Source organism: Nocardioides yefusunii (assembly GCF_004014875.1).
Lineage (GTDB): Bacteria > Actinomycetota > Actinomycetes > Propionibacteriales > Nocardioidaceae > Nocardioides > Nocardioides yefusunii.
Genome location: NZ_CP034929.1, coordinates 3,208,853 through 3,230,859, shown reverse-complemented (window position 1 = coordinate 3,230,859; position 22,007 = coordinate 3,208,853). Strand labels below are relative to the sequence as shown.

Here is a 22,007-nt window from a genome sequence, read left to right as displayed (position 1 = left end):
ACATTTCGGTGCACTTCGGCGCGTCAATGCCGCCCAAGTGGCCTGAGTCACAGTAAGAATTCGTTCACAGCGCGCGACGTGAGGATGCGTCGTGCCCGAGCGAAACAGGGGACCTTTCGCATGCTCTTCTCCAGGCCCACCTCCGGTGGATCCCGCCGTCGTGTCACGACCGCGATCGCCGGTCTGGCCGTCGCCTCCCTCGCGCTCACCGCATGCGGCAGCAGCAGCGGCGACGACGCCAGCGGCAAGGCCACCAAGGACGCCACCGTCGTCTTCGGTTCCAGCGCCATCACCAACACCCTCGACCCGCACGCCGTGCTCTCGTCGTCAGGTCGCTCCTACTCCAAGCAGGTCTTCGACACCCTGCTCACCTTCGACGCCGACGGCAACCTCGAGCCCGGCCTCGCCACCGAGTGGAACCGCATCGACGACACGTCGATCGAGTTCAAGCTGCGCGAGGGCGTCACCTTCCACGCCGGCGGCGCCTTCACCGGTGACGCGGTGAAGAAGAACGTCGAGCGCGTCACCTCCGGCGACCCCCAGTTCGGCACGATGGCCGGACGTCTCGCCTCCATCGAGGGCGTCGAGGTCAAGGACGACACCACGATCGTCATCACCACCAAGGACCCCGACCCGATCCTGCTGAACCGCCTCACGCTGTTCGACATCATCGACCCGGCCTCCTTCGACAAGGCCGCCGAGGAGCCGTCGGGCACCGGCCCGTTCCAGCTCACCGAGTACAAGCCGGCCGACTCGATCACCCTCGACCGCTTCGACGCCTCGTGGCGTGCCACCGAGAACGTCAAGACCGTCACCCTCAAGCAGATCGCCGACCCGGCCACCCTGGTCAGCGCCCTCAAGACCGACGCCATCGACATCGCCTTCGGCCTCCCATCCGACATGGCGATCCAGCTCGAGGGCGCCGGCTTCGAGAACACCACCCGTTCGGCCGGTTCCGCAGCGATCAACTCCCTCGTCGCCGACGCCGAGCCCAAGCTCGCCGACGTCCGCGTCCGCAAGGCCATCAACCTCGCGATCAACCGCGAGGAGTTCGTCGACGCCGCACTGGGTGGCTTCGGCAAGCCCAACGGTTCGCAGCTGCTGCAGGAGGGCTACATCGGCTTCGACGAGGACCTCGAGTCGTACGACTACGACCCCGAGGAGGCCAAGAAGCTGATCAAGGAGGCCGGTGTCGAGGGCCTCGAGCTCCCGATCGCCACCGCCCCGCTGTTCAAGAGCCAGGCCGAGGCCGTCGCCGGCTACCTCAACGCCGTCGGCTTCAAGTCGGAGGTCGTGATCGAGGAGTTCTCCGCCTTCGTCGGAACGCTCCTGCAGAAGTCGAAGTACCCGCTGCTCTACTGGCAGACCGACTACTTCGACCTGCGCGACATCTCCTCCGTCGTCCGCCTCGGACCCCAGGGCGGCAAGGCGCAGGAGCACATCGACAACGCCGAGTACCAGAAGCTCTTCGTGGCCCAGGGCAAGGAGATGGACGCCGACAAGCGCGAGGACCTGATCGAGGACATGGCCGAGACGCTCAACGAGAACGCTGACGTCCTGTTCCTGGCCTGGCCCGAGAACGTCTACACCGCGGGCAAGGACCTGGGTGACCTGCCGCTCGGCGGCGACAGCCTGGTTCGCTTCGAGAAGCTGGTCGTCACCGAGTGACCGATCCGCTCGGCACCGTGCCGTCGTCCGCTCCGGCGGACGGCGGCACGGTGCGTTACCCCCTCGACCCCCCGCCCCCCTCCGACCCCACCCGCTCCACCCCGGCTGTTCCGCGTCGACGTCTCGTCGACGGCTTCACCGACGGTGCGTTCGCTTACCGCGCCCGACGCCTGGCCGGCACCGTCGTCCGACTCCTGCTGACCGTCCTGGGCCTGCTCACGTTGCTGTTCTTCCTGGTGCGGCTCTCCGGCGACCCCGCCGCGGTGCTCGCCGGAACCAGCGCCAGCGCCGAACAGCTCGAGGCGATCCGCGTCCAACTCGGTCTCGACGCGCCGCTGCTGCAGCAGTACGTCGCGTTCCTCGGTGACGTCGTCCGTCTCGACTTCGGCGTCTCGATCTTCTCCCAGCTCGACGCCATGGACCTGGTGCTGGAGAAGCTCCCGGCCACGGTGCTGCTGACCGTCACCACCGTCGTCCTCGCCCTGGTGTGCGGCATCCCGGCCGGCGTCACCCTGGCGCGCGGACCGCGCCCGGTGAAGGTGCTGCTCGACATCGTGATCACGCTCTTCCAGGCGGTTCCGCCGTTCGTCCTGGGCGTCCTGCTGGTCTGGTGGTTCGCGGTGAAGGCCGGCGTCCTGCCCGCCTTCGGTTCAGGGTCGTTCGACACCGTCATCCTTCCGACGCTCACCTTGGCGGCGTTCACGATCGCCCGGATCGCGCGGATGCTGTGCGCCGAACTCGAGGCCGGTGTCGACTCCGACCACCTGCGCACCGCGCTCGCCAAGGGCGCCTCCCGACGACGGGTGCTGTGGCGTCACGCTCTGCCCAACGCGTTCCCGCCCGTCGCCGCGATGCTCGTCGTCGAGATCTCCTACCTGCTCTCGGGTGCCGTGGTGGTGGAGGTCCTCTTCTCCTACAACGGCATCGGCAAGCTCCTGGTCGACTCCGTCTTCGCCCGTGACTACCCGCTGGTCCAGGCCTGCGTCTTCGTCATCGGCATGCTCGTCGTGGTCGTCAACGTCGTCGGTGAACTCCTGATGACGCGTCTCGACCCCCGCACCACGAGGGAGGGCGCATGAGCACCCCCGTCACCGTCACTGCTGCGGCCGACACCGCAGCCACCGGTACGCCGCGCCGACGTCGCACCGACCGCAAGGCGCGCTGGATGCTCGGCGGGTCGGCCGGCGTCCTGCTGTTCGTCGCGCTGGCCTGCTTCGTCGGCCCGCGTCTCATGGACCCCGCCCGGGGCCAGCAGGCTCTCGGCGACCGCCTCACGGGCCCGTTCTGGTCCGACGGCGCGATCGACGGACGCCCCCTGGGCACCGACAACTTCGGTCGCGACCTCCTGCACCGCACCCTCGAGGGCGGCCAGGTCTCGTTGCAGATCGCGTTCCTGGCGGCCACCGGCGCCGTCGTCGTCGGGATGCTGCTGGGCCTCGCCGCCGGCTTCCTCGGCGGCTGGGTCGACAAGCTCGTCACGGGCCTGTCCGACGTGTGGGTCGCGTTCCCGTTCCTGGTGATCTGCCTGGCCACCGTCGCCGTCGTCGGCTCCGACGTGTGGGTCCTGACCGGCCTGCTCGTCCTGGGCGGCTGGGTGCTGCCCACCAAGGTGACCCGCACCGTCGCGATGCGGGTCCGCAGCGAGGACTACGTCGCCGCAGCCCGCGGCGCCGGAGCGTCCAACCTCTACCTGGTCCGCACCCACGTGCTGCCCCAGGTGCTGCCCGCCAACCTGGTGGTGTGGTCGTTCACGGTCGGCACGCTGGTGATCATCGAGGGCGCGCTGTCGTTCCTCGGTCTCGGCGTCCGTCCGCCCCAGGCGTCGTGGGGAAGCCTGCTGTCCGACGGACGCGGCTTCCTCGAGACGGCCTGGTGGATCAGCCTGTGGCCCGGTGTCCTGCTGGTGGTGACCGTGGTCGCCACCAACGTCCTGGGCACGGCGTTGCGCCGCGTCTGGGGAACCGGGTCCGTCGACGAGAGGGGTGCCTGATGGGTCTCCTGAGCACGAAGTCCGACCGCGCCACCTCGGTGCGGGACCTGCCCGGCTGGTCGCTCGACGCGCCGGCCCTGGAGGTCACCGACCTGCACGTCGTCGCAGGGTCGGAGAACGACCCACTGACGTTGGTCCGCGGTCTGTCCCTGACCGTTCCGCGCGGGGAGGTGCTCGGCCTCGTGGGAGAGTCCGGTTCCGGCAAGACCGTCTCCACGATGTCGGCCCTCGGCCTGGCCGGACGGGGCGTCCGCGTCGCGTCGGGATCGGTGAAGGCTGCCGGTGTCGAGCTCGTCGGTGCCGACGACGCGACCATGCGTCGGGTCCGTGGTGGCCTGGTCGGCACCGTCTTCCAGGACCCGCTGAGCTCCCTCAACCCGCTGATGCGGGTGGGGGACCAGGTCGCAGAAGCGCTCGCACTGCACCAGCCCGGACGGAAGGGCGGGTCCCTGCGTCAGCACCGCGACCGGGTCGTCGAACTGTTCCGGGCCGTCGGCATCCCCGCTCCCGAGCAGCGCCTGCGGGCCTACCCGCACGAGCTCTCCGGCGGTCTGCGTCAGCGGATCGCGATCGCGACCGCGCTGGCCAACGACCCGCCGCTGCTGGTCGCCGACGAACCCACCACCGCACTCGACGTCACCGTCCAGGCGCAGGTGCTGGGCGTCGTGCGCCAGGCCACCCGGGAGCAGGGTCGCGCTGCCCTCGTCATCACCCACGACCTCGGCGTCGTCGCCGAGGTCGCCGACCGGGTCGCGGTCATGTACGCCGGCCAGGTGGTCGAGGAGGGCCCCGTCGAGGCGGTCTTCCACGACCCCCAGCACCCCTACACCCAGGGACTGCTCGCGTCGCGTCCTCGCCTGGTGGCCGACCGGACCCGGCTGAACGCCATGCCCGGACGGCCGCCGCTGGTGGGTCAGTGGCCCGCCGGGTGTGCGTTCGCGCCGCGCTGTCCCCGTGCCACCGAGCAGTGCGCCACCGCGCCCCCGCTGGTCGAGGCCGGTGCCGGAAAGGCGCGCTGCTTCTTCCCCGGAGCCGCACCCACCACCGAAGGGGGACAGGCATGAGCACGCCCACTGCCGGGAGCGTCCTGGACGTCACGTCGGCGTCCAAGCGCTACAAGGTCAAGGGCCCGGGCGGACGCACCGTCCTGACTGCACTCGACGACGTCAGCCTGCGGGTCGCCCCCGGCGAGACGTACGCACTGGTGGGGGAGTCGGGCTGCGGCAAGTCGACCCTGGCCCGCGTCGCGTCGATGCTGGTCGCCCCCGACGAAGGTGCGGTCGCGTGGTCGGGCGAGGACGTCACCGCGCTGGGTGCGAAGGCGTTGCGCGGACGACGCGGCCACACCCAGTTGGTCTTCCAGGACGCCTCCTCGGCCTTGTCGCCGCGGATGACGGTGGCCGACGCCGTCCTGGAGCCGTTGCGGATCCAGGGCCGGGCAGGCGCCGACGGTGGCGCCGGGGTCCTGGACCGCCTGCTCGCCGACGTGGGGCTCGACCCGCAGTTCGCCTCGCGTTACCCGCACGAGCTCTCCGGCGGTCAACGTCAGCGCGTCGTGATCGCACGGGCGCTCTCCCTGGAGCCGCAGCTGCTGGTGCTCGACGAACCCGTCGCCTCGCTCGACGTCTCGGTCCAGGCGCAGGTCCTCAACCTGCTCGGCGACCTCCAGACCGTGCACGGGTTCGGGTACCTGCTGATCGCCCACGACCTCGCGGTGGTCAGTTCGGTCGCGGACCGGATCGGGGTCATGTACCTGGGGGCGCTCGTCGAGGAGGGGCCTGCCGGTGAGGTGTTGACCGCACCGAAGCATCCCTACACGCGGATGCTCACCGACGCGATCCCGGTCGACGACCCCGCTCTGCGCGACGTCCGTGAACGCGTCGTGGCCCAGGGTGACCCGCCCTCGCCGACGCAGCGGTTCACCGGCTGTCGGTTCGCGACGCGCTGCCCGTTGCGGACCGAGCTCTGCGACACGACGCCTCCGGAGCCGCGTCAGGTGGATGCGGTGACGGTTCGCTGCCATCACGCCTGAGCGGGCCGAAACCTCCTGGAGACACCCAGCACTTCGCACCCCCAAATGGGGGTGCGAAGTGCTGGCGCATCTATACCCACATCAGATAACTTCCAATCGCGTGGTTATGAAAAAGATATAAAAGCACCAGCAGAATCGGTGGTTGAGGCCGTTTTGTTGCCGAGGGTCTTTGAAGGTTCGGTTTTCACCCACTCCTTCGAAAGCTGCTCGCCATGCGCATCGTCACCCTCGCAAGCTCCGCCCAGCTCCGGCACAAACTCGCCGCCCTCGGCACCGGAAGCGTCATCGGTACCGCCGCCGTACTGGCCACCGTGGGCGCCTGGCAGACCGGCCAGTTCACCGCTGACGCCAGCGTCAGGGTCGAAGAGCTCGTGGAGGCCGACCTCCAGCACGTCGTCGAGGGCATCGAGCGCGTCACCACGTCGGTCGGATCCTCCGTGCGTGATCGACAGGACGACAACATGCGCTTCCTCTCCCTGATCGCCGCGCAGCAGGGCGGGTTCTCGCTCGACCCCACCCGTACCGTGCGTTGGACGGCCGTCGACCAGGAGAGCGGCGAGAAGCGCACCGTCACGCTGCCGCGGATGAACGTCGGCGACACCTGGCTCGGCCAGAACGCCGACACGAAGACCCGCACGCCGCTCGTCGACGTCGCGGCCGGGGCGGTCGGCTCGTGGGTGACCGTGTTCCAGCGGATCAACGACGACGGCGACATGCTCCGCGTCGCGACCTCCGTCGAGAACGACGGCAAGCGCGCGATCGGCACCTACATCCCTGCCGTCGGTGCCGACGGCAAGCCCAACCCCGTGGTCAGCGCACTGCTGGACGGCGAGTCCTACCGCGGGTCCGCACAGGTCATCGACGCCTGGAGCATCACCGCCTACGACCCGATCAAGGACAGCCGTGGCCGCGTGACGGGCGCCGTCTTCACCGGAGTCCCCGAAGCCGACGTCACCACGGCGCTCCAGGAGACCCTGGCCGACCTCACCGCGGGCGAGCACGGCAACGCCGCGATCGTGAGCACCGCGTCCACCGACCGAGGCCGGGTCATTGCTTCGCGCAACCCCGACCTGATCGGGCAGCCGTTCGGACGCGGAGCGGCGTGGGTCGACGGCCTCCTCGACGAGACGGCAGCGCTCGACGAGGGCGAGCACGGACGCCTCGAGGTGACGCTCGCCGGTGTCGGCGACGCCCCCGCGGACGACAGCGTCATCCACAGTGCGTTCTACCCCGAGCAGGAGTGGGCCGTCGTCGTGCAGGAGTACGGCCCCGACTTCGAGGTCGAGGCCCTCGCCAACGGCCGTGCCCAGGTGGCGTGGACGCTCGGGGTGCTCGGCGTGCTGATGTCGCTGGTCAGCGCCGGTGTCGCGTGGTGGATCGCCCTGCGGATCTCGCGTCGCGTCGCCCTCGTCAACGACGCCGTCGCCTCCCTCGCCCAGCGCGACCTGACTGTCGCGGTCCCCGACCTCGGGCAGGACGAAGTGGGGCAGATGGGACGTTCGGTCAACGACGCCGTCGTCGGTCTGCGTGAGGTTCTCACCCGGATCACCGCGCAGGCGGGGCAGGTCGAGGACGCTGCCCACCGCCTCGCCGCCGGCGGCGAGCAGACCAACGCGAGTGCCGAGGAGACCGCCGAGCTCGCCGTCCGCGCGGCCGGTCTCACCACCGAGGTCAACGACAACGTCGCACTGCTCAGCGTCGCGTCGGAGGAGATGACCGCCTCGATCCGAGAGATCGCGTCCAGCGCGCACGAAGCCGCGAGCGTCGCCCGCGACGGCGTGCACCTGGCCGGCGACGTCGACCGGGTGGTCGCGACCCTGGAGGAGTCCACGGCCCGGATCGCGGAGATGGTCGACGTGATCGCCACCATTGCCGCGCAGACCAACTTGCTCGCCCTCAACGCCACCATCGAGGCGGCGCGCGCCGGGGAGTCCGGCAAGGGCTTCGCCGTCGTCGCATCCGAGGTCAAGGAACTTGCCCGCCAGACCGCCGTGGCCACCCAGGAGGTCACCGACCGGGTTGCAGCGATCCGCGCCGACACCCGTGGCGCCAGCACCGCAGTGGCCGGGATCGCCGAGACCATCGGCCGCGTCAACGACTACCAGGCGGCCATCGCCGCCGCCGTCGAGCAGCAGACCGCCACCACCAACGAGATGGCCCGCAGCGTCTCCTCCGCCGCCCGCGGCACCGGGGACATCGCCGAGACCGTCGACGGGGTCGAGTCCCGGATGCAGGGCACCAAGATCGCCCTCGAAGGCTCGGTGCAGGCCGTGGCCAGCCTCGCGGGTTCGGTCGAGGAGCTCGGCGACCTCGTGAACAGTTTCCGGGTCTGAGCCGGTCGCGTCCCTCGTTCGACCGCATCCCCGCAGGCAGTTCACGAACGACCCCGGCCCTCTCACGCGCATGCGGAGAGGGCCGGGGTCGAACTGCCTGCGGAGTTGGGGGTGCACCGGTGCGGCAGACAGCAGGTGGGGTCGACTCAGTCCTTGATGAGCATCAGTTCGCCGTGGACCATCGTGAAGTAGGCGTCCGGGTGCGCTCCCCAGGAGCGCCAACCCTCGGCGATCGCTTCGACCTGGACCTCGCTGCGTCCCGTCGCCAGGATCCGGTCGTGCCACTCTGAGTAGGTCACCCGATCGGCCTGGGAGTTGCCCCACCAGGAGGTGGCGTCGTCGTCGGCGTAGGTCCAGGTCGAGGTGGTGACCTCCAGGCGTCCGGCGCGGTGCAGGCGGGCGGCGCGGGCCCACGCCCGCAGGTGGCGTCCGGCGTCGGGTTCGCCGCCGAGCGCACGGGCGGTCTCCTGGTAGACCTTCAGCCACGCCGTCATGCCGGGGTTCTCGGGGTACCAGTGCATCGCGGCGTAGTCGGCCTCGCGAGCCGCGACCACCTTCTTCGCGACGCGGTTCATCTCGGCCAGGACCGCGACCGGGTCGCCGACGTGCTGCAGCACCTGGTGGCAGTGCACGACGTCGAACTCACCGTCGGCGAACGGCAGGGCGTAGGCGTCCCCGACGCGGAGTTCGACGGTGGTGATGCCACGCTCGTCCAGCACTGCCTGTGCAGCGTCGAGGGCACCTTGGGCCTGCTCGACGCCCGCCACTCGCCCCGGCGCGACGAGCTCGGCCAGGTCTGCGGTGATGGTTCCCGGACCGAACCCGACGTCCAGCAGTGTGGTGCCGGGCGTGAGGTGGGGCAGCAGGTAGGCGGCGGAGTTCGCGGCGGTGCGGGCGCCGTGGGAGGCGAGCACGGTGGGGTGATGGCCGTGGAGATAGCCCTGCTCGCGTTCGCTCATGGGACAGATTGTCCCCTCGAGTGACGGCGCTCACGTCACGGCGCCGGATGCTGGTATCCGTGGGGAAGGAATCAGAAATCTGCCGCCTCGAAGAGGAGGACCGCCTTCACGGACCGGCCTGACGTGGTGTCGGCGACGGCGGTGGCGAGCTCGTCGAAGGGGTAGGTGCGGACCAGTTTCTCCACCGGTAGTTGTCCCGCGGCGTGCAGGGCGAGCATCTGCGGCACGAACGTCTGCGGTACGGAGTCGCCCTCGATCGCCCCGACGACGGTGCGGCCGGAGGCGGAGACCAGCCCCAGGTCGATGCTGGCGCCGGGCTTCGAGACGCCCACCAACGCCACCGATCCGCCGAAGACGGTCGCGCGCAGCACCTGCTCCACGACCGCCGGGACGCCGGTGGTGTCGACCGCGTACGACGTGCCGCCGCCGGTGAGACGTCGGACCTCACGGACCAGGTCGACCTCCGATGAGTTGAACGTGTGGGTCGCCCCGAGTTCGCGCGCCAGAGCGAGACGTTCTTCGACGACGTCGACGGCGATGATCGTCGTCGCCCCAGCGAGCACTGCGCCCATCACCGCCGAGAGTCCGACTGCGCCGGCGCCGGTGACCAGGACGCTCGCGCCGGCCGGTACCGCGAGTGAGTTCAGGACCGTTCCGACGCCGGTCTGCACGCCGCAGCCCAACGGTCCGGCGAGCGTCAGTGGGGCGTCGTCGGGCAGTTTCACGACGTCGTACTCGCTGACCAGGCAGTGCGTCGCGAACGACGACTGCCCGAAGAACGAGCCGTTCACCGGCGTGCCGTCGAGGGTGCTGAGGCGGGTGGAACCGTCGGACCGCGTCCCGCCGAGGTTCTGCTGCGGTGTGCGAACGCAGTACGAGCGACGTCCGGTGAGGCAGTGCGGGCAGCGTCCGCAGGAGGAGAACGACAACGCCACCCGGTCCCCGACGCCGACCGTCCTCACCGCGTCGCCGACGGCCTCGACGACGCCGGCGCCCTCGTGCCCCAGGACGACGGGGAACAGCGTCGGGAGATGCCCGGCCTGCACGCCGAGGTCGGTGTGGCACAGGCCTGCGGCGACGATCCGGACCCGCACTTCGTCCGGACGGGGGTCGTCGAGGAGGAGGTCGACGAACTCGAACGGCGCGCCCCGCTCGGGGACGACGGCGGCGCGGACCCGCTTCACAGCCCCACCCGCACGGTGCCGGCCCATTCCTTGACCCACTCGGGGAGTTCGAGCTCGGGGACGTCGTCGCCCAGGACCGCCAACGTCTCCTCGATCGGGACGCCCTTGCCGCGGCGCACCGCACGCGACTGCACCACTGCACGGGCGGAGAGCTCGCCGTCGACGAGGAAGTCGTGGAGGTAGTAGAACGCCTTGTCGTCCCAGCCGATCACCTGCGAGGTGAGGGTGAACTTCTCGAACGCCTTGAGCGAACGGCGGTAGCGGATCGACTGCGACGAGACCACCGCGAACCCGCCGTCGGTGGAGATCTTCTGCCAGAAACCGGAGCGGAACCACAGGTCGATCCGGCCGAGGTCGAGCATCGCGACGTACTTGGCGTTGTTGACGTGCCCGGCGGTGTCGAGGTCGGTGGGCCAGACCCGGAACGTCATCTCGGTGCGGTCGAAGAAGGAGACCTTCGGACGCAGGTTGAGCATGACCAGCAGCTTGAGCAGGCGTCCGTAGAGGTTCATCCCGGCAGTGTGCCCAGATCTGGGGTGAGGCGTGGGACGTGTCCGCAAAACCGAACGCGGGACGTCATCAGGATCGTGGGCCAGAGGCCTCGATTCTTATGACGTCCCGGCGCAGGCTCCTGCGGACGTCATAAGAATCCCGGGTCAGGAGACCCGATTCTTATGACGTCCGGGAGCGAAGCGGGGGCGGCGTCCCGCGAGGGAACGAAGGTCAGCTGTTGCGGACGCGGTCCGACGACGCTGGGAAGACACCCAGGACGCGGACGTCGGTGGTGAAGAACTCCAGTTCCTCCAGCGCACGCGACAGGGCCGGGTCGTCGGGGTGGCCGTCGACCTCGCAGAGGAACTGGGTGGCCGCGAACTCGCCGCCCACCATGTACGACTCCAGCTTCGTCATGTTGATGCCGTTGGTCGCGAAACCGCCGAGCGCCTTGTAGAGCGCGGAGGGGATGTTGCGGACGTTGAAGACGAACGACGTCACGACCGGGCCCTCGCCGACGGGCGCGCGCACGAAGTCGCGGCTCAGGACGACGAAACGGGTGGTGTTGTGCTCCTCGTCCTCGACGTCCTCACGGAGCACGTCGAGACCGTAGATCTCGGCGGCCAGCGGCGGCGCGAGGGCCGCCTGCGTGGTGTCGCCCGACTCGGAGATCTCGCGGGCCGCACCGGCGGTGTCACCGGCGATGACGGGCGTCAGACCGAGCTCGGCGATCACCTTGCGGCACTGACCCAGGGCGTGGACGTGGGAGTGGACGCTCGTGATCGACTCCTCCGTCGCACCGGGCAACGCGACCAGGTGGAACCGGATCCGCAGGAAGTGCTCACCGATGATGTGCAGCGGCGAACGCGGCAAGAAGTGGTGGATGTCGGCGACGCGACCGGCGAGGGAGTTGTCGGTGGGGATCATCGCGAGGTCGCAGTCGCCACCCTCGACCGCGGCAAAGGCCTCCTCGAACGACGCGCACGGCACCGGCTCGAAGTCCGGAAACTCACGTGCGCACAGGATGTGGGAGTTGGAGCCCGGCTCACCCTGGTAGGAGATGCGCTTCTTGCGGTTGGTCGTCTCGCTCACGCCTCAACTGTCCCACGCCGTCACTGTGGCAGGAGCACGACCTCCGCACGCGGCCCGCTCGGACGGTGGCGGCACGTCAGCAGGGTGGTCCTCCGCGTGGGACCGTCCGGAGGCCGAGCCGGAGAACTAGGCTCACGCTCGTGTGGATCGTCGTGGTGTTCTCCCTGCTCGTGGCCGTCGCCTCTCTCGCTGTTGCTGCGCTCGCGCTCAAGCGCGCCGCGGAGATGACGCCGGTGGTGATCCCCGACGCCGTTCCCGAGGACGTCATCGGTCTGCGTCAGGAGGTCGCCGCGCTGCGTGCAGCGACCACCGGGACCCTGCGCAACGTCGCGGTGGTCCGCTACGACGCGTTCGGCGACATGGGCGGGCACCTGTCGTGGTCGGTCGCGCTGCTCGACGACTCCGGCTCGGGCGTCGTGATGACGTCGATCCACGGTCGCAGCGACTCCCGCACCTACGCCAAGACCGTCACCGACTGGACCTCCGAGGCGCAGCTCGCGCCCGAGGAGGAAGAGGCGATCGGGCGCGCGCGCCCCTGACATGCGCCAGACCCCACCGGTTCGGGTCGTCGAAACGTCTGTTTAACGACTCAAACCGGTGGGGTCTGCGGTTCAGCGGCGGACCCGGAGCGCCCTCGACGTCGACGGCTTGAGGTTCGCCGTTCCCAGGTAGCGCGCCTTCACCGTCACCGGGCCCGAGCCCGCGCGCACCTGGTGCGGCAGCGTCACGGTCGCGATGCCGCGTGCGGAGACGCGGGCATGGAGCCTCGCGACCGTTCGGCCTTCACGCTTCACCACGACCCGAGCCTTGCCGCCCAGATGGACCGTGCCCGATGCGGCCACGCGGACCTTCACGGTGCGGCCCTTCGACACCGACGCCGTCGTCGTGGTGGTTGCCTTCGCCACGAGCGGACGGTACGTCTGCACGAGGCTGTAGGTGACGACGTGGTCGTCCTCGACGTGGGCGGTCACCGCCACCCGTCCGGCCTTCGTCGTCGGAACCTTCACCGACCCGACGCCGCGGACCAACTCGGTGCGGTAGGTCTTCCCGCCGACCCGGACCACGCCCGTCATCGGGATCCAGGGACCGACGAACGGGCGCTGCGCCCGCACCGTCACCTGCATCGGCCGGCCGTGGACGGCGCGCCCGATCGCGACGCCGAACGAGACCTGCTGCTCGCCCGGCACCTGGGCGGGCTCGGTGGCCCGACCCTCACCGTCCAGGGCGCGGAACTCCTGGTGACCGGGGACGTCGTGGGCGTGAGGCTTCAACGGGCCGGCGTACGTGTTCCAGCCGGCCGTCGCACCGCCGGCCAGGACGGTGCGGTACTCGATCCTCGCGGTCCTCGGGCCCGCAGGCGTCAGCTCGATGCCCTGCGGGGTGATCGTCCACGACGCCCCCACGCCGGGGCCGGGGTGGGAGTCGATCGCCGAGGCCGGCAGCGCCGCACCGAGGGAGATCGCAAGGAGGCCGGCCACGGAGGCCACGGCTGGACGGGTCGAACGAGAGACGGGCACGAGGGGCCTCCGGGCAGGGAACGAGTCCGCCGACAGTAACGAGCGTGGGCCTCGGCCGTCGGCGACCGCGTGCGCGGTGCAGACCAGTTCCCGTCCCGGGGCGCGCCTCCGGATCAGCGCGGGACGCGGACGGTGACCCGGCCCGGAAGGCACTCCATCGTCAGCTCGCGACCCTCGCCGACGGTGTCGCCGTCGAGTTGACGCGGAGTGGGCTTCTCGGCCCGGATGACGACCTTCGCGCCGGTGAGGCGGTCGATGGTGGTGTCGGTGCGCTGGGACTTGCTCAGCACGCGCATCGCCAGCGGCACCCAGGAGCCGATGTGCTTGGGGTGCAGGATCACGACGTCGAGCAGACCGTCGTCGATCGCAGCGTCGGGCAGCAGCGGCATCCCGGCCTGCAGGTAGCCGACGTTGCCGACCACGACGGTGCGGGCGCGGTGGGTGGTGAAGGGGGCGTCGTCGACGGAGATCTCGACCTTCACGGCCGGGAACATCAGCGACTTCATGCCGGAGGCGAAGTAGGCGGCGTACCCGATCCGCTTCTTCAGTTCGTCGTTGACGCCGTCCATGATCGCGGCGTCGAAACCCATCCCGGCCATCACCATGAAGTGACCGCTGGGCACGCCGTCACCCTCGACGGCGACGAGGTCGATCGGCTTGTCGGTGCCGTTGAGGCCGACGTCGATCGCGGACCGGATGTAGAGCGGGACCGAGAGGTTGCGGGCCAGCAGGTTGCCGGTGCCGGCCGGGATGATCCCGACGGGGACGCCGGTGCCGGCCAGGGTCGCGCAGACCTCACGGACGGTGCCGTCGCCGCCGCAGACGAGCACCAGGTCGACACCGTCGGCCAGCGCGGCCTTCGCCATGCCGACGCCGGGGTCCTCGACGGTCGTGTAGTGCCAGGACGGTTCGGCGTAGCCGGAGTCCTTGGCCATCTCGGAGACGAGGTGGCGGAACGCGCCGACGTCCTCGACCTTGATCGGGTTGAGCACCACCGCGACCTTCTGTTCGTGGTGCACCTGGTGGCGTTCGGGTTCGCTCCGGCTCTCCGCGATCGTGCGGGGGCGCGGGTCGAGCCAGTTGAGCGAGACGAACAGCACCGCCAGTCCGAGGAAGCCTCCGGCCAGGACGTCGGTGGGGTAGTGGCGACCCAGCAGGACCCGGTCGGCGACCACCACCAGCCACACCAGGACCAGTCCGGTGACGGCCAGACGTCGCATCGTGCGGCGTCGGACGAACGTCAACGTGAACGTCGCCAGGATCGCGCAGAACGCGGCCGTCGACGTCGCGTGGCCCGAGGGGAACGACATCGTCTGGTGCAGCCCGACGAGCTCCTGCCAGTCGGGGCGGTCACGGTTGAGCAACACCTTCAGACCACTGGTCAACACCGCGGTGCCGGCCATCACCACCACCGTCACCAGCGCGGCTCTGGAGTGTTTCTTGACCAGCAGCACACCGGCCACGATCACCGTCATGATCGTCATGCCGAGCGTGCCGAAGACGTCCTCGATGACCAGCAGGACGTCGTGCAACCAGCCGATGCCGTTGGCCCAGCGGGCGGCGTCACGGCCGAGTTCGTCGATCCACTGCACGAAACCGGGGTCGGTCAGCACGAGGACGGTCAGCACGACGAACACCGCGAGGCAGCCGCCAGCGAGGGTGAGTGAGGTCTTCCGTGATCGGTCCAGCACGCGTTTGAGTATGCCCAACGGCTAGCCTTGACACATGATCGATCCACGTCTGCTCCGCGAGAACCCCGACGCTGTCCGTGCCTCCCTTGCGAAGCGCGGTGCATCAGACGCGATCGTCGACCAGGCACTGGCCGCCGACACCGCCCGACGCGACGCGATTGCCGTCTTCGAGGAGAAGCGCGCGGAGCAGAAGCAGCTCGGCAAGCTGATCCCGAAGGCGTCCCCGGAGGAGAAGGTCGAGCTGCTGGCTCGCACCAAGACCCTGGCTGCCGACGTCAAGGTCGCCGACGACGCCCAGAAGGCCGCCGAGGTCGAGTGGGTCTCCCTGCTCAAGAGCTTCCCCAACATGACTCACCCCGACGTCCCCGAGGGCGGCGAGGACGACTCCGTCGTGCTCGAGTACGTCGGCACCCCGCGTGACTTCGCGGCCGAGGGATTCGAGCCCCGCGACCACATCGAGCTTGGCAAGATCCTCGGCGCGATCGACCTCGACCGCGGCGCCAAGGTGTCGGGTTCGCGCTTCTACTTCCTCACCGGCGTCGGCGCCGAGCTCGAGTTCGCCCTGGTCAACATGGCGATGGAGCTGGCCCGCGAGAACGGCTTCACCCAGGTGATCGCCCCGTCGCTGGTCAAGCCCGAGGCGATGGAGGGCACCGGCTTCCTGGGCCAGGCTGCCGACGACGTCTACCGGATCGAGGGCGAGGACCTCTACCTGGTCGGCACCTCCGAGGTCGCCATGGCCGCCTACCACTCCGGCGAGATCCTGCCCCCCGAGACGCTGCCGCGCCGTTACGCCGCGTTCAGCCCCTGCTTCCGCAAGGAGGCCGGCTCGCACGGCAAGGACACCAAGGGCATCATCCGCGTGCACTGGTTCGACAAGGTCGAGATGTTCGTCTACACGACGCTCGACCAGGCCGAGGCCGAGCACGCCCGCCTGCTGCGCTGGGAGCGCGACTTCATGGACAAGCTGGAGGTGGCCTACCAGGTCGTCTCCATCGCGGCCGGCGACCTCGGTGCCTCCGCGCACCGCAAGTTCGACCTCGAGGCGTGGATCCCCACCCAGGGCAAGTACCGCGAGCTCACCTCGACGTCCAACTGCACCGACTTCCAGTCGCGTCGCCTCGACGTCCGCACCCGCGACGAGGACGGCTCGACCACTCCGGTCGCCACCCTCAACGGCACCCTGACCGCGATCACCCGCGCCATCGTCGCCGTCCTCGAGACGCACCAGCAGCCCGACGGCTCGGTCCGCGTCCCGAAGGCACTGCAGAAGTGGCTCGGCCGCGAGGTCCTGACCCCGGTGAACCCCCTTGGGTGACGGCGTGGCGGCTGGCCCGCTGCCGGGCCAGCCCGGGTGGCAGCCGAAGGTCGTCGCGCTCGACATCGACGGCACGCTGCTGGCGTGGGTGGACGGCCAGACCGAGGACTACGAGACGATCCGACCGGTTGTCTACGACGCGATCCACCGTGCCCGTGCCGCGGGTGCGCACATCGTGCTCGCCTCGGGTCGTTCCCCGCACGGCATGACCACCATCGCCGACCTCCTCGACCTCCCGCTGGAGGGCAGCCCCGAGGACCCGACCCCCGACGTCGACGACCGCCTCTGGGTGGTCGCCGCGAACGGGTCGATCCTCTTCCGCTACCCGCCGCAGGAGGTCGTCCACGAGGAGACGTTCGACGCCGCTCCCGCGGTCCGGGCCGTGCTCGCCGCACACCCCAACGCCCGGGTCGCGGCCGAGGAACGCGCGATCGGCGGCTACCTGGTCAACCGGGAGTTCCCCGAGGGTGAACTCTCCGGCGTCCAGGTGGTCACCCCCGTCGACGAGATCATCGGCCAGCCGGTGAACCGCGTCGTGATCCGTGACCCCGAGGCCACCGCGGACGAGTTCGTCGAGCTCGCCCAGCGTCTCGGCCTCGACTCCACCGAGTACGTCGTGGGCTGGTCGGCGTGGATGGACATCGCCCCGGCCGGCATCAACAAGGCCTCCGGACTCCAGCACGTCGTCGACGCCCTCGGCCTCACCGCTGCGGACGTCCTCGCCATCGGTGACGGCCGCAACGACCGCGAGATGCTCACCTGGGCCGGTCGCGGTGTCGCGATGGGCCAGTCGATCGACGAGGTCAAGGTCGTCGCCGACGACGTCACCGCATCCGTGCTCGACGACGGCGTCGCCGTCGAGTTGGCCCGCTGGTTCGGCGAGGGCTGATGACCGTGTCCGAGACCTCTCCCGTCGACGTCCCTGCGCAGCGCCCCCGTCTGGTCGCCACCGACCTGGACGGAACGCTGCTGGACGCCAACGGCGAGGTCTCGGGACGCACCCGTGAGGTGCTCGCGGCACTGGACGACCTGGGCGTTCCGGTGGTCTTCACCACCGGCCGTCCGATCCGGTGGATGGAGTCGCTGTGGGAGTCGGTCGGTGGGCACGGCCTGGCGATCCTCTCCAACGGCGGCATCGTCTTCGACGTCCCCACCCACACGGTCCGCTCCCAGCGGGTGATCCCGCGCGAGGTGCTGCTGGAGATCGGTGACGTGCTGCGCACCGAGATCCCCGGCACCACGTTCGCGGTGGAGAAGACCACCGGGTTCTCCCGCGAGTCCGCGTTCATGACCCGGATGCACCGCAACGCCGACCCGTCGCAGTCGTGCCGCGTCTTCGAGGACATCGTCGACGACGACGTCGTGAAGCTCCTGGCCCGGCACGAGGAGCTCGGGCCGGAGGACTTCTGGAACACCGTGGAGAAGCACGTCGGCGACCGCGTCACCACCACGTGGTCCTCGCTGGGGACGCTGGTGGAGATGAGCGGACACGGCGTCACGAAGGCCTCGACGCTGCAGATGCTGTGCGACGAGCTCGGCATCGACCGCAGTGAAGTGGTCGCCTTCGGCGACATGCCCAACGACCTCCAGCTCCTGGAGTGGGCCGGCGCGTCGTACGCGATGGCCAACGCCCACGCTTCCGTCGTCGACCGGGCCCGCTTCCGCTGCGGCCACCACGACGAGGACGGGGTCGCGGAGGCCCTGGCCGCGATCTTCGATCTCTGACCCGTCCTCCCGGGTCGACCACCGTTCCGGCGTTAGGCTCACCGACATGCTGCACTCGACTCGACCGACGACGTTCCGCGCCGCAGCGTCTGCTGTGGTGCTGGCCGCGACCGCCGGGATCGGCCTGACGCTGGCCGCGCCTGCTGTCGCCGCCCCGGCGTCGTCCTGCACGGCCGACTCACTGAACGAGTCCTTGAAGGCAGCCACGACCGTCGTCGTCGCGACCCTGACAGCGGAGCCCGCGGCGGAGCCGTCCGCCTCCCCGACCGCTGCCCCCTCTGCCTCTCCGTCCGCGACCCCGAAGGGCGAGCCGAGGGCGGGTGCGAAGGCCGCTGCACAGCCGGTCGACGAGAGGCTCGAGGTGGTCGCGAGCCGGCTCTACAAGGGCACCGTCACCGATCCGCGCCTCAGCGTCGTCGCCCGGGCCGGAAAGGAGGCGTACTGGTCCGGTGCCAGCGACCAGAAGCTGTTGCTCCTGATCGACGCCGACGGCCGCGCTGACCGGTGCAACGGAAGCAGGGTCGCGGACGCCGCGACGATGGAGAAGGTCCAGACCAAGCTCGGTGTCGGCGAGCGCCTCGCAGTGCCCCTCGACGAGGTCGAGCGGACCCAGCTCGCGACCAAGGCCCCGCAGGACTTCGCACGACTCGCCGCCCCCGGCGCCGCCGTGGTGCTGTTGGCGCTGCTCGGTCTGGCCGTCGTCAGCCGCGTCCAGAAGCACTGACCCCGGGACTCGTCAGCGGCGGTTCACCACAGGCCGGGCGGAAACGGCTTGGCCTGACCCTGCGTGACGCCGGAGATCTCCTCGATCTGACGCCACGAGATCTCGACCGGGACGCGGATCTCGTCGGGCTCGTCGAACGGGCTGATCGGCACGAAGTGCATGGCGAGGGCCTCGTCCAGGAGCGCGCGCAGCGACTCCTTGTACTCGACCTCGGCGTCGTCGAGCTGCGCCCGGTGGTCCTGGTAGAGGTCGGCGACGGCACGCGTCGTCTCCAGCAGTGAGGCGAACGGGCTCATCTCGCGGGCGATCCGGGTGGTGAGGTCGGTGGCCAGCCACTGCAGTCCGGCGTCGACCTGCGGCTGCAGCTGCGCGAACGCGTCCAGCACGTGTTCGCCCCAGGCCGTGCTGGGGTCGGGGCGCGAGTACACGGGCTGACGGTGGCGTCGGGCGTCCTCGTAGGCCGCCGCGAGGTCGGAGGGACGGAACGGGGCGTCGGGATCGATCGGCTGCATGGGGTTGAGGCTAGGGCTCGACTCCGACACGTTCGCCTCAGAGGTACAGGCCGCCGCCACCGTCGTCGTCGGGCTGGTTCGGGCCCTGACCGCCCTGACCGCCCTGGCCGTGCTGGGCGCCGGGGTGTCCGAAGTGGTCGCCGGGCGCGGCCATCCCCGGCAGCGCGCGCCGCAGCTGCTCCATCTGGGCTTGCGTGGCCATCTGCTGGGCGTAGATCGCGGTCTGGATGCCGTGGAAGAGGCCCTCCAACCACCCGACCAACTGGGCCTGGGCGATCCGGAGTTCACCCTCCGACGGGGTCGCGTCGTTGCTGAACGGCAGTGCGATGCGTTCGAGTTCCTCGATCAGTTCGGGAGCGAGACCGGTCTCGAGCTCCTTGATCGAGGCCTGGTGGATGTCGCGCAGGCGAGCACGCGACGCCTCGTCGAGCGGAGCCGCCTTCACCTCCTCGAGGAGCTGGCGCACCATCGAGCCGATCCGCATCACCTTGGCGGGCTGTTCGACGAGGTCGGTGAGCGCCCGCTCGGCCTTCTCGTCGGCCTTCTGCTGCTCCTGGGCGTGTTCGACGACGCTGGCCGGGACCGTGCCGAGTGCGCCTCCGTCGGGCCCGATGACGACGCCGTGACCCTCCGGCACCTCGACCTCGATCTCGTGGACCTCGCTCTGACCGTCCTGCTCGCTCATCCCTCCACCCTAGGGCCTGGGTTGCCTCCTGCGGAGGCGTCGAACCCCACCGGTTTGGGTCGCGAAAACTGCGTTTCGACGACCCAAACCGGTGGGGTTCGCGGGGCGGCGGGTCAGTCGGCGACCTTGATGACGACCTTGCCGACGTGCGTCGAGGCGTCGACGATCTCGTGGGCGCGAGCGACCTCGTCGAGGGTCAGCACCTCGTGGATGATCGGCTCGATCCGACCGTCGGCGACCAGCGGCCAGACGAAGTCGACGACCTCGGCGCAGATCTGCGCCTTCTGGTCCTCGGGACGACCACGGAGCGACGTCGCGATGACGTGGGCGCGCTTGTTGAGCAGTTTGGCGATGTTGAGCTCCGCCTTCACGCCTCCCTGCATGCCGATCACGACCAGACGACCGTCGAACGCGAGGGCGTCGAGGTTGCGGTCCAGGTACTTGGCGCCCATGTTGTCGAGGACGACGTCGACGCCGCGACCGTCGGTGGCTTCGGCGATCACCTCGGCGAAGTCCTCCTCGCGGTAGTTGATCGCGACGTCGGCACCCAGACCCGTGCAGACGTCGAGCTTCTCCCGCGAACCGGCGGTGGTGAAGACGCGGCAGCCCAGGGCGCTGGCGATCTGGATCGCGAACGTGCCGATGCCGCCTGCGCCGCCGTGGACCAGGAACGAGTCGCCCGGCTCCATCGCGGCGGTCATGAAGACGTTGGACCACACCGTCGTGGCGACCTCGGGCAGAGCAGCGGCGCTGACCAGGTCGATGCCCTCAGGCACCGGCATCAGCTGTCCGGCCGGGACGACGACCTTCTCCGCGTACCCGCCGCCGGCGAGCAGCGCACAGACCTCGTCGCCGACCTCCCAGCCCTCGACGCCCTCGCCGAGTGCGGCCACGCGGCCCGAGCACTCCAGGCCGAGGATCTCCGAGGCGCCGGGCGGCGCGGGGTAGAAGCCCTTGCGCTGCAGGGTGTCGGCCTTGTTGACGGCCGTCGCGACGACGTCGACCAGCACCTCGCCCGGTCCGGGCGTGGGGTCGGCGACCTCGATGACGGTGAGGACCTCAGGGCCTCCGGGAGCGGTGACGTGAACTGCGCGCATGCGGCGAGCCTAGTCGTGGTGCCCCGGCTGCCTCCGCCGTCGTCTCCCGGGCCCCGGACGTCATCACATCTGGTCGCTCCAGCGACCAGATGTGATGACGTCCGCAGGGGGTGGGGGTGAGTTCGTGGCAGGGTGGACACATGGCTGAGCACTCCACCGCCGACGCCGGACGGCTGCACGTCGTCCTGGTCCAGGCTGCTTCGTCCCTCGACCCCTCGGCGAACGCAGCGGCGCTGCGCGACCTCGTCGACCGGGCCGCCGCCGAGGCCCGGGAACGCAACCCGCTCGTGGGGGAGGTGCTCGTGGTCCTCCCGGAGGTGTTCCAGCGCGACTTCGGCAAGCCCGACACCGACCTCGCCGCGTTCGCAGAACCGCTCGACGGCGAGTTCGTCGGCGCCCTGACCGCGGCCGCGGTCGAGCACGGCGTCAGCGTCGTGGCCGGGATGTTCCGGGCCGTCGAGGGCGGACGACCGCTCAACACCCTCGTGCTGCGTCGACCCGACGGCACCGGCGTCGAGTACGACAAGATCCACCTCTACGACTCCTTCGGCTACAAGGAGTCCGACCGCCTCGCCGCAGGGGAGTGGAAGCCGGTCACCGTCACCGTCGGTGGTCTGCGGCTGGGCCTGATGACCTGCTACGACCTCCGCTTCCCCGAACTGGCCCGCGCCCTGGTCGACGACGGCGCCGACGCGATCATCGTGCCGGCCGCGTGGGTGGCAGGGGACCGCAAGGTCGACCACTGGCGCACCCTCACCAAGGCCCGCGCGATCGAGAACACCGCCTACGTCGTCGCGGTCGGGCAGCCGGCCCAGCGCTACAGCGGTCATTCGCTGGTGGTCTCCCCACTCGGTGACGTCCTCGTCGAGGCCGACGCAGGCAAGGCCGAGGAGCCGACGCTGCTGCACGCCGTGCTGCAGACCACGGACGTGACGTCCGCCCGCAGCGTCAACCCTTCGCTGGCGAATCGACGACGGTAACCTCGTCG

Annotated in this window: 21 protein-coding genes; 12 read left to right on the top strand and 9 right to left on the bottom strand. The window is 70.1% G+C overall.

Going from position 1 to position 22,007, the window contains the following annotated elements; translation table 11 throughout:
• Positions 1–120 precede the first annotated feature (120 nt).
• The 6 genes from EOV43_RS14840 (at position 121) to EOV43_RS14815 (ending at position 8,023) form a co-directional block, all read left to right on the top strand.
• On the top strand, positions 121–1,668 hold the full coding sequence (locus tag EOV43_RS14840) for an ABC transporter substrate-binding protein (RefSeq protein WP_164878738.1): 1,548 nt from the start codon (positions 121–123) through the stop codon (positions 1,666–1,668).
• The gene (locus EOV43_RS14835) at positions 1,665–2,747 is read left to right on the top strand and encodes an ABC transporter permease (RefSeq protein ID WP_128221975.1); all 1,083 of its coding nucleotides are present in this window, start codon (positions 1,665–1,667) and stop codon (positions 2,745–2,747) included. The genes EOV43_RS14840 and EOV43_RS14835 overlap by 4 nt, the downstream gene beginning before the upstream one ends.
• Entirely contained in the window at positions 2,744–3,658 is a 915-nt protein-coding gene (locus EOV43_RS14830) for an ABC transporter permease (RefSeq protein WP_128221974.1), read from the top strand. The genes EOV43_RS14835 and EOV43_RS14830 overlap by 4 nt, the downstream gene beginning before the upstream one ends.
• A complete protein-coding gene (locus EOV43_RS14825; RefSeq protein ID WP_128221973.1) occupies positions 3,658–4,722 on the top strand; it encodes an ABC transporter ATP-binding protein in 1,065 nt (354 codons plus the stop codon). Before EOV43_RS14830 ends, EOV43_RS14825 begins: the two co-directional genes overlap by 1 nt.
• The gene (locus tag EOV43_RS14820; RefSeq protein WP_128221972.1) at positions 4,719–5,690 is read left to right on the top strand and encodes an oligopeptide/dipeptide ABC transporter ATP-binding protein; all 972 of its coding nucleotides are present in this window, start codon (positions 4,719–4,721) and stop codon (positions 5,688–5,690) included. The genes EOV43_RS14825 and EOV43_RS14820 overlap by 4 nt, the downstream gene beginning before the upstream one ends.
• A gap of 212 nt (positions 5,691–5,902) precedes the next feature.
• A complete protein-coding gene (locus tag EOV43_RS14815) occupies positions 5,903–8,023 on the top strand; it encodes a methyl-accepting chemotaxis protein (RefSeq protein ID WP_128221971.1) in 2,121 nt (706 codons plus the stop codon).
• 146 nt (positions 8,024–8,169) lie between these two features.
• Here the strand turns inward: EOV43_RS14815 and EOV43_RS14810 are convergent, their stop codons facing one another.
• The 4 genes from EOV43_RS14810 to EOV43_RS14795 form a co-directional block, all read right to left on the bottom strand.
• Complete coding sequence (locus tag EOV43_RS14810; RefSeq protein WP_128221970.1) at positions 8,170–8,982, bottom strand: class I SAM-dependent methyltransferase; 813 nt, start codon at positions 8,980–8,982, stop codon at positions 8,170–8,172.
• Between the two features lie 71 nt (positions 8,983–9,053).
• Entirely contained in the window at positions 9,054–10,166 is a 1,113-nt protein-coding gene (locus EOV43_RS14805) for an NAD(P)-dependent alcohol dehydrogenase (RefSeq protein ID WP_206611348.1), read from the bottom strand.
• Positions 10,163–10,678, bottom strand: coding sequence for a thioesterase family protein (locus EOV43_RS14800; protein ID WP_128221968.1), 516 nt, complete (start codon positions 10,676–10,678; stop codon positions 10,163–10,165). The genes EOV43_RS14805 and EOV43_RS14800 overlap by 4 nt, the downstream gene beginning before the upstream one ends.
• A gap of 211 nt (positions 10,679–10,889) precedes the next feature.
• Positions 10,890–11,750: a prephenate dehydratase gene (locus EOV43_RS14795; RefSeq protein ID WP_128221967.1), complete on the bottom strand. Its 861-nt coding sequence runs from the start codon at positions 11,748–11,750 to the stop codon at positions 10,890–10,892.
• Between the two features lie 140 nt (positions 11,751–11,890).
• Between EOV43_RS14795 and EOV43_RS14790 the strand changes: the two genes are divergently transcribed.
• A complete protein-coding gene (locus EOV43_RS14790; protein ID WP_239022146.1) occupies positions 11,891–12,289 on the top strand; it encodes a DUF4446 family protein in 399 nt (132 codons plus the stop codon).
• A gap of 72 nt (positions 12,290–12,361) precedes the next feature.
• Here EOV43_RS14790 and EOV43_RS14785 read toward each other — a convergent pair whose 3' ends face one another.
• Both EOV43_RS14785 and EOV43_RS14780 read right to left on the bottom strand, forming a co-directional pair.
• Positions 12,362–13,267, bottom strand: a complete 906-nt coding sequence (locus tag EOV43_RS14785; protein ID WP_128221966.1) for a hypothetical protein — start codon at positions 13,265–13,267, stop codon at positions 12,362–12,364.
• Positions 13,268–13,380: 113 nt separating this feature from the next.
• Positions 13,381–14,958, bottom strand: coding sequence for a bifunctional phosphatase PAP2/diacylglycerol kinase family protein (locus EOV43_RS14780; protein WP_239022145.1), 1,578 nt, complete (start codon positions 14,956–14,958; stop codon positions 13,381–13,383).
• 34 nt (positions 14,959–14,992) lie between these two features.
• Between EOV43_RS14780 and serS the strand changes: the two genes are divergently transcribed.
• From serS to EOV43_RS14760, 4 genes are read left to right on the top strand one after another with little or no spacing between them, the layout of a single operon-like run.
• Positions 14,993–16,276, top strand: coding sequence for a serine--tRNA ligase (serS, locus tag EOV43_RS14775; RefSeq protein ID WP_128221965.1), 1,284 nt, complete (start codon positions 14,993–14,995; stop codon positions 16,274–16,276).
• Between the two features lie 4 nt (positions 16,277–16,280).
• Positions 16,281–17,165: an HAD family hydrolase gene (locus EOV43_RS14770; RefSeq protein ID WP_164878737.1), complete on the top strand. Its 885-nt coding sequence runs from the start codon at positions 16,281–16,283 to the stop codon at positions 17,163–17,165.
• Entirely contained in the window at positions 17,165–18,001 is an 837-nt protein-coding gene (locus EOV43_RS14765) for a Cof-type HAD-IIB family hydrolase (protein WP_128221963.1), read from the top strand. Before EOV43_RS14770 ends, EOV43_RS14765 begins: the two co-directional genes overlap by 1 nt.
• Before the next feature lie 46 nt (positions 18,002–18,047).
• On the top strand, positions 18,048–18,725 hold the full coding sequence (locus EOV43_RS14760; RefSeq protein ID WP_128221962.1) for a hypothetical protein: 678 nt from the start codon (positions 18,048–18,050) through the stop codon (positions 18,723–18,725).
• Positions 18,726–18,748: 23 nt separating this feature from the next.
• Here the strand turns inward: EOV43_RS14760 and EOV43_RS14755 are convergent, their stop codons facing one another.
• The 3 genes from EOV43_RS14755 to EOV43_RS14745 all read right to left on the bottom strand — a co-directional run bounded on the left by EOV43_RS14755 (position 18,749) and on the right by EOV43_RS14745 (position 21,019).
• Positions 18,749–19,237: a hypothetical protein gene (locus tag EOV43_RS14755; protein ID WP_128221961.1), complete on the bottom strand. Its 489-nt coding sequence runs from the start codon at positions 19,235–19,237 to the stop codon at positions 18,749–18,751.
• Between the two features lie 37 nt (positions 19,238–19,274).
• Positions 19,275–19,922: a bacterial proteasome activator family protein gene (locus EOV43_RS14750; protein WP_128221960.1), complete on the bottom strand. Its 648-nt coding sequence runs from the start codon at positions 19,920–19,922 to the stop codon at positions 19,275–19,277.
• Between the two features lie 113 nt (positions 19,923–20,035).
• Positions 20,036–21,019: an NAD(P)H-quinone oxidoreductase gene (locus EOV43_RS14745; protein ID WP_128221959.1), complete on the bottom strand. Its 984-nt coding sequence runs from the start codon at positions 21,017–21,019 to the stop codon at positions 20,036–20,038.
• 140 nt (positions 21,020–21,159) lie between these two features.
• On the opposite strand from EOV43_RS14745, the gene EOV43_RS14740 reads away from it, so the two are divergent.
• The gene (locus tag EOV43_RS14740; protein ID WP_128221958.1) at positions 21,160–21,999 is read left to right on the top strand and encodes a carbon-nitrogen hydrolase family protein; all 840 of its coding nucleotides are present in this window, start codon (positions 21,160–21,162) and stop codon (positions 21,997–21,999) included.
• The last annotated feature ends 8 nt before the right edge of the window (positions 22,000–22,007 follow it).

Coding starts and splice junctions, on each gene's coding strand:
- EOV43_RS14815 (WP_128221971.1), top strand. CDS start 5,903: ATGCGCATCGTCACCCTCGCAAGCTCCGCCCAGCTCCGGCACAAACTC.
- EOV43_RS14750 (WP_128221960.1), bottom strand. CDS start 19,922: ATGAGCGAGCAGGACGGTCAGAGCGAGGTCCACGAGATCGAGGTCGAG.
- EOV43_RS14765 (WP_128221963.1), top strand. CDS start 17,165: ATGACCGTGTCCGAGACCTCTCCCGTCGACGTCCCTGCGCAGCGCCCC.
- EOV43_RS14830 (WP_128221974.1), top strand. CDS start 2,744: ATGAGCACCCCCGTCACCGTCACTGCTGCGGCCGACACCGCAGCCACC.
- EOV43_RS14825 (WP_128221973.1), top strand. CDS start 3,658: ATGGGTCTCCTGAGCACGAAGTCCGACCGCGCCACCTCGGTGCGGGAC.
- EOV43_RS14760 (WP_128221962.1), top strand. CDS start 18,048: ATGCTGCACTCGACTCGACCGACGACGTTCCGCGCCGCAGCGTCTGCT.
- EOV43_RS14810 (WP_128221970.1), bottom strand. CDS start 8,982: ATGAGCGAACGCGAGCAGGGCTATCTCCACGGCCATCACCCCACCGTG.
- serS (WP_128221965.1), top strand. CDS start 14,993: ATGATCGATCCACGTCTGCTCCGCGAGAACCCCGACGCTGTCCGTGCC.
- EOV43_RS14755 (WP_128221961.1), bottom strand. CDS start 19,237: ATGCAGCCGATCGATCCCGACGCCCCGTTCCGTCCCTCCGACCTCGCG.
- EOV43_RS14800 (WP_128221968.1), bottom strand. CDS start 10,678: ATGAACCTCTACGGACGCCTGCTCAAGCTGCTGGTCATGCTCAACCTG.
- EOV43_RS14820 (WP_128221972.1), top strand. CDS start 4,719: ATGAGCACGCCCACTGCCGGGAGCGTCCTGGACGTCACGTCGGCGTCC.
- EOV43_RS14840 (WP_164878738.1), top strand. CDS start 121: ATGCTCTTCTCCAGGCCCACCTCCGGTGGATCCCGCCGTCGTGTCACG.
- EOV43_RS14745 (WP_128221959.1), bottom strand. CDS start 21,019: ATGCGCGCAGTTCACGTCACCGCTCCCGGAGGCCCTGAGGTCCTCACC.
- EOV43_RS14740 (WP_128221958.1), top strand. CDS start 21,160: ATGGCTGAGCACTCCACCGCCGACGCCGGACGGCTGCACGTCGTCCTG.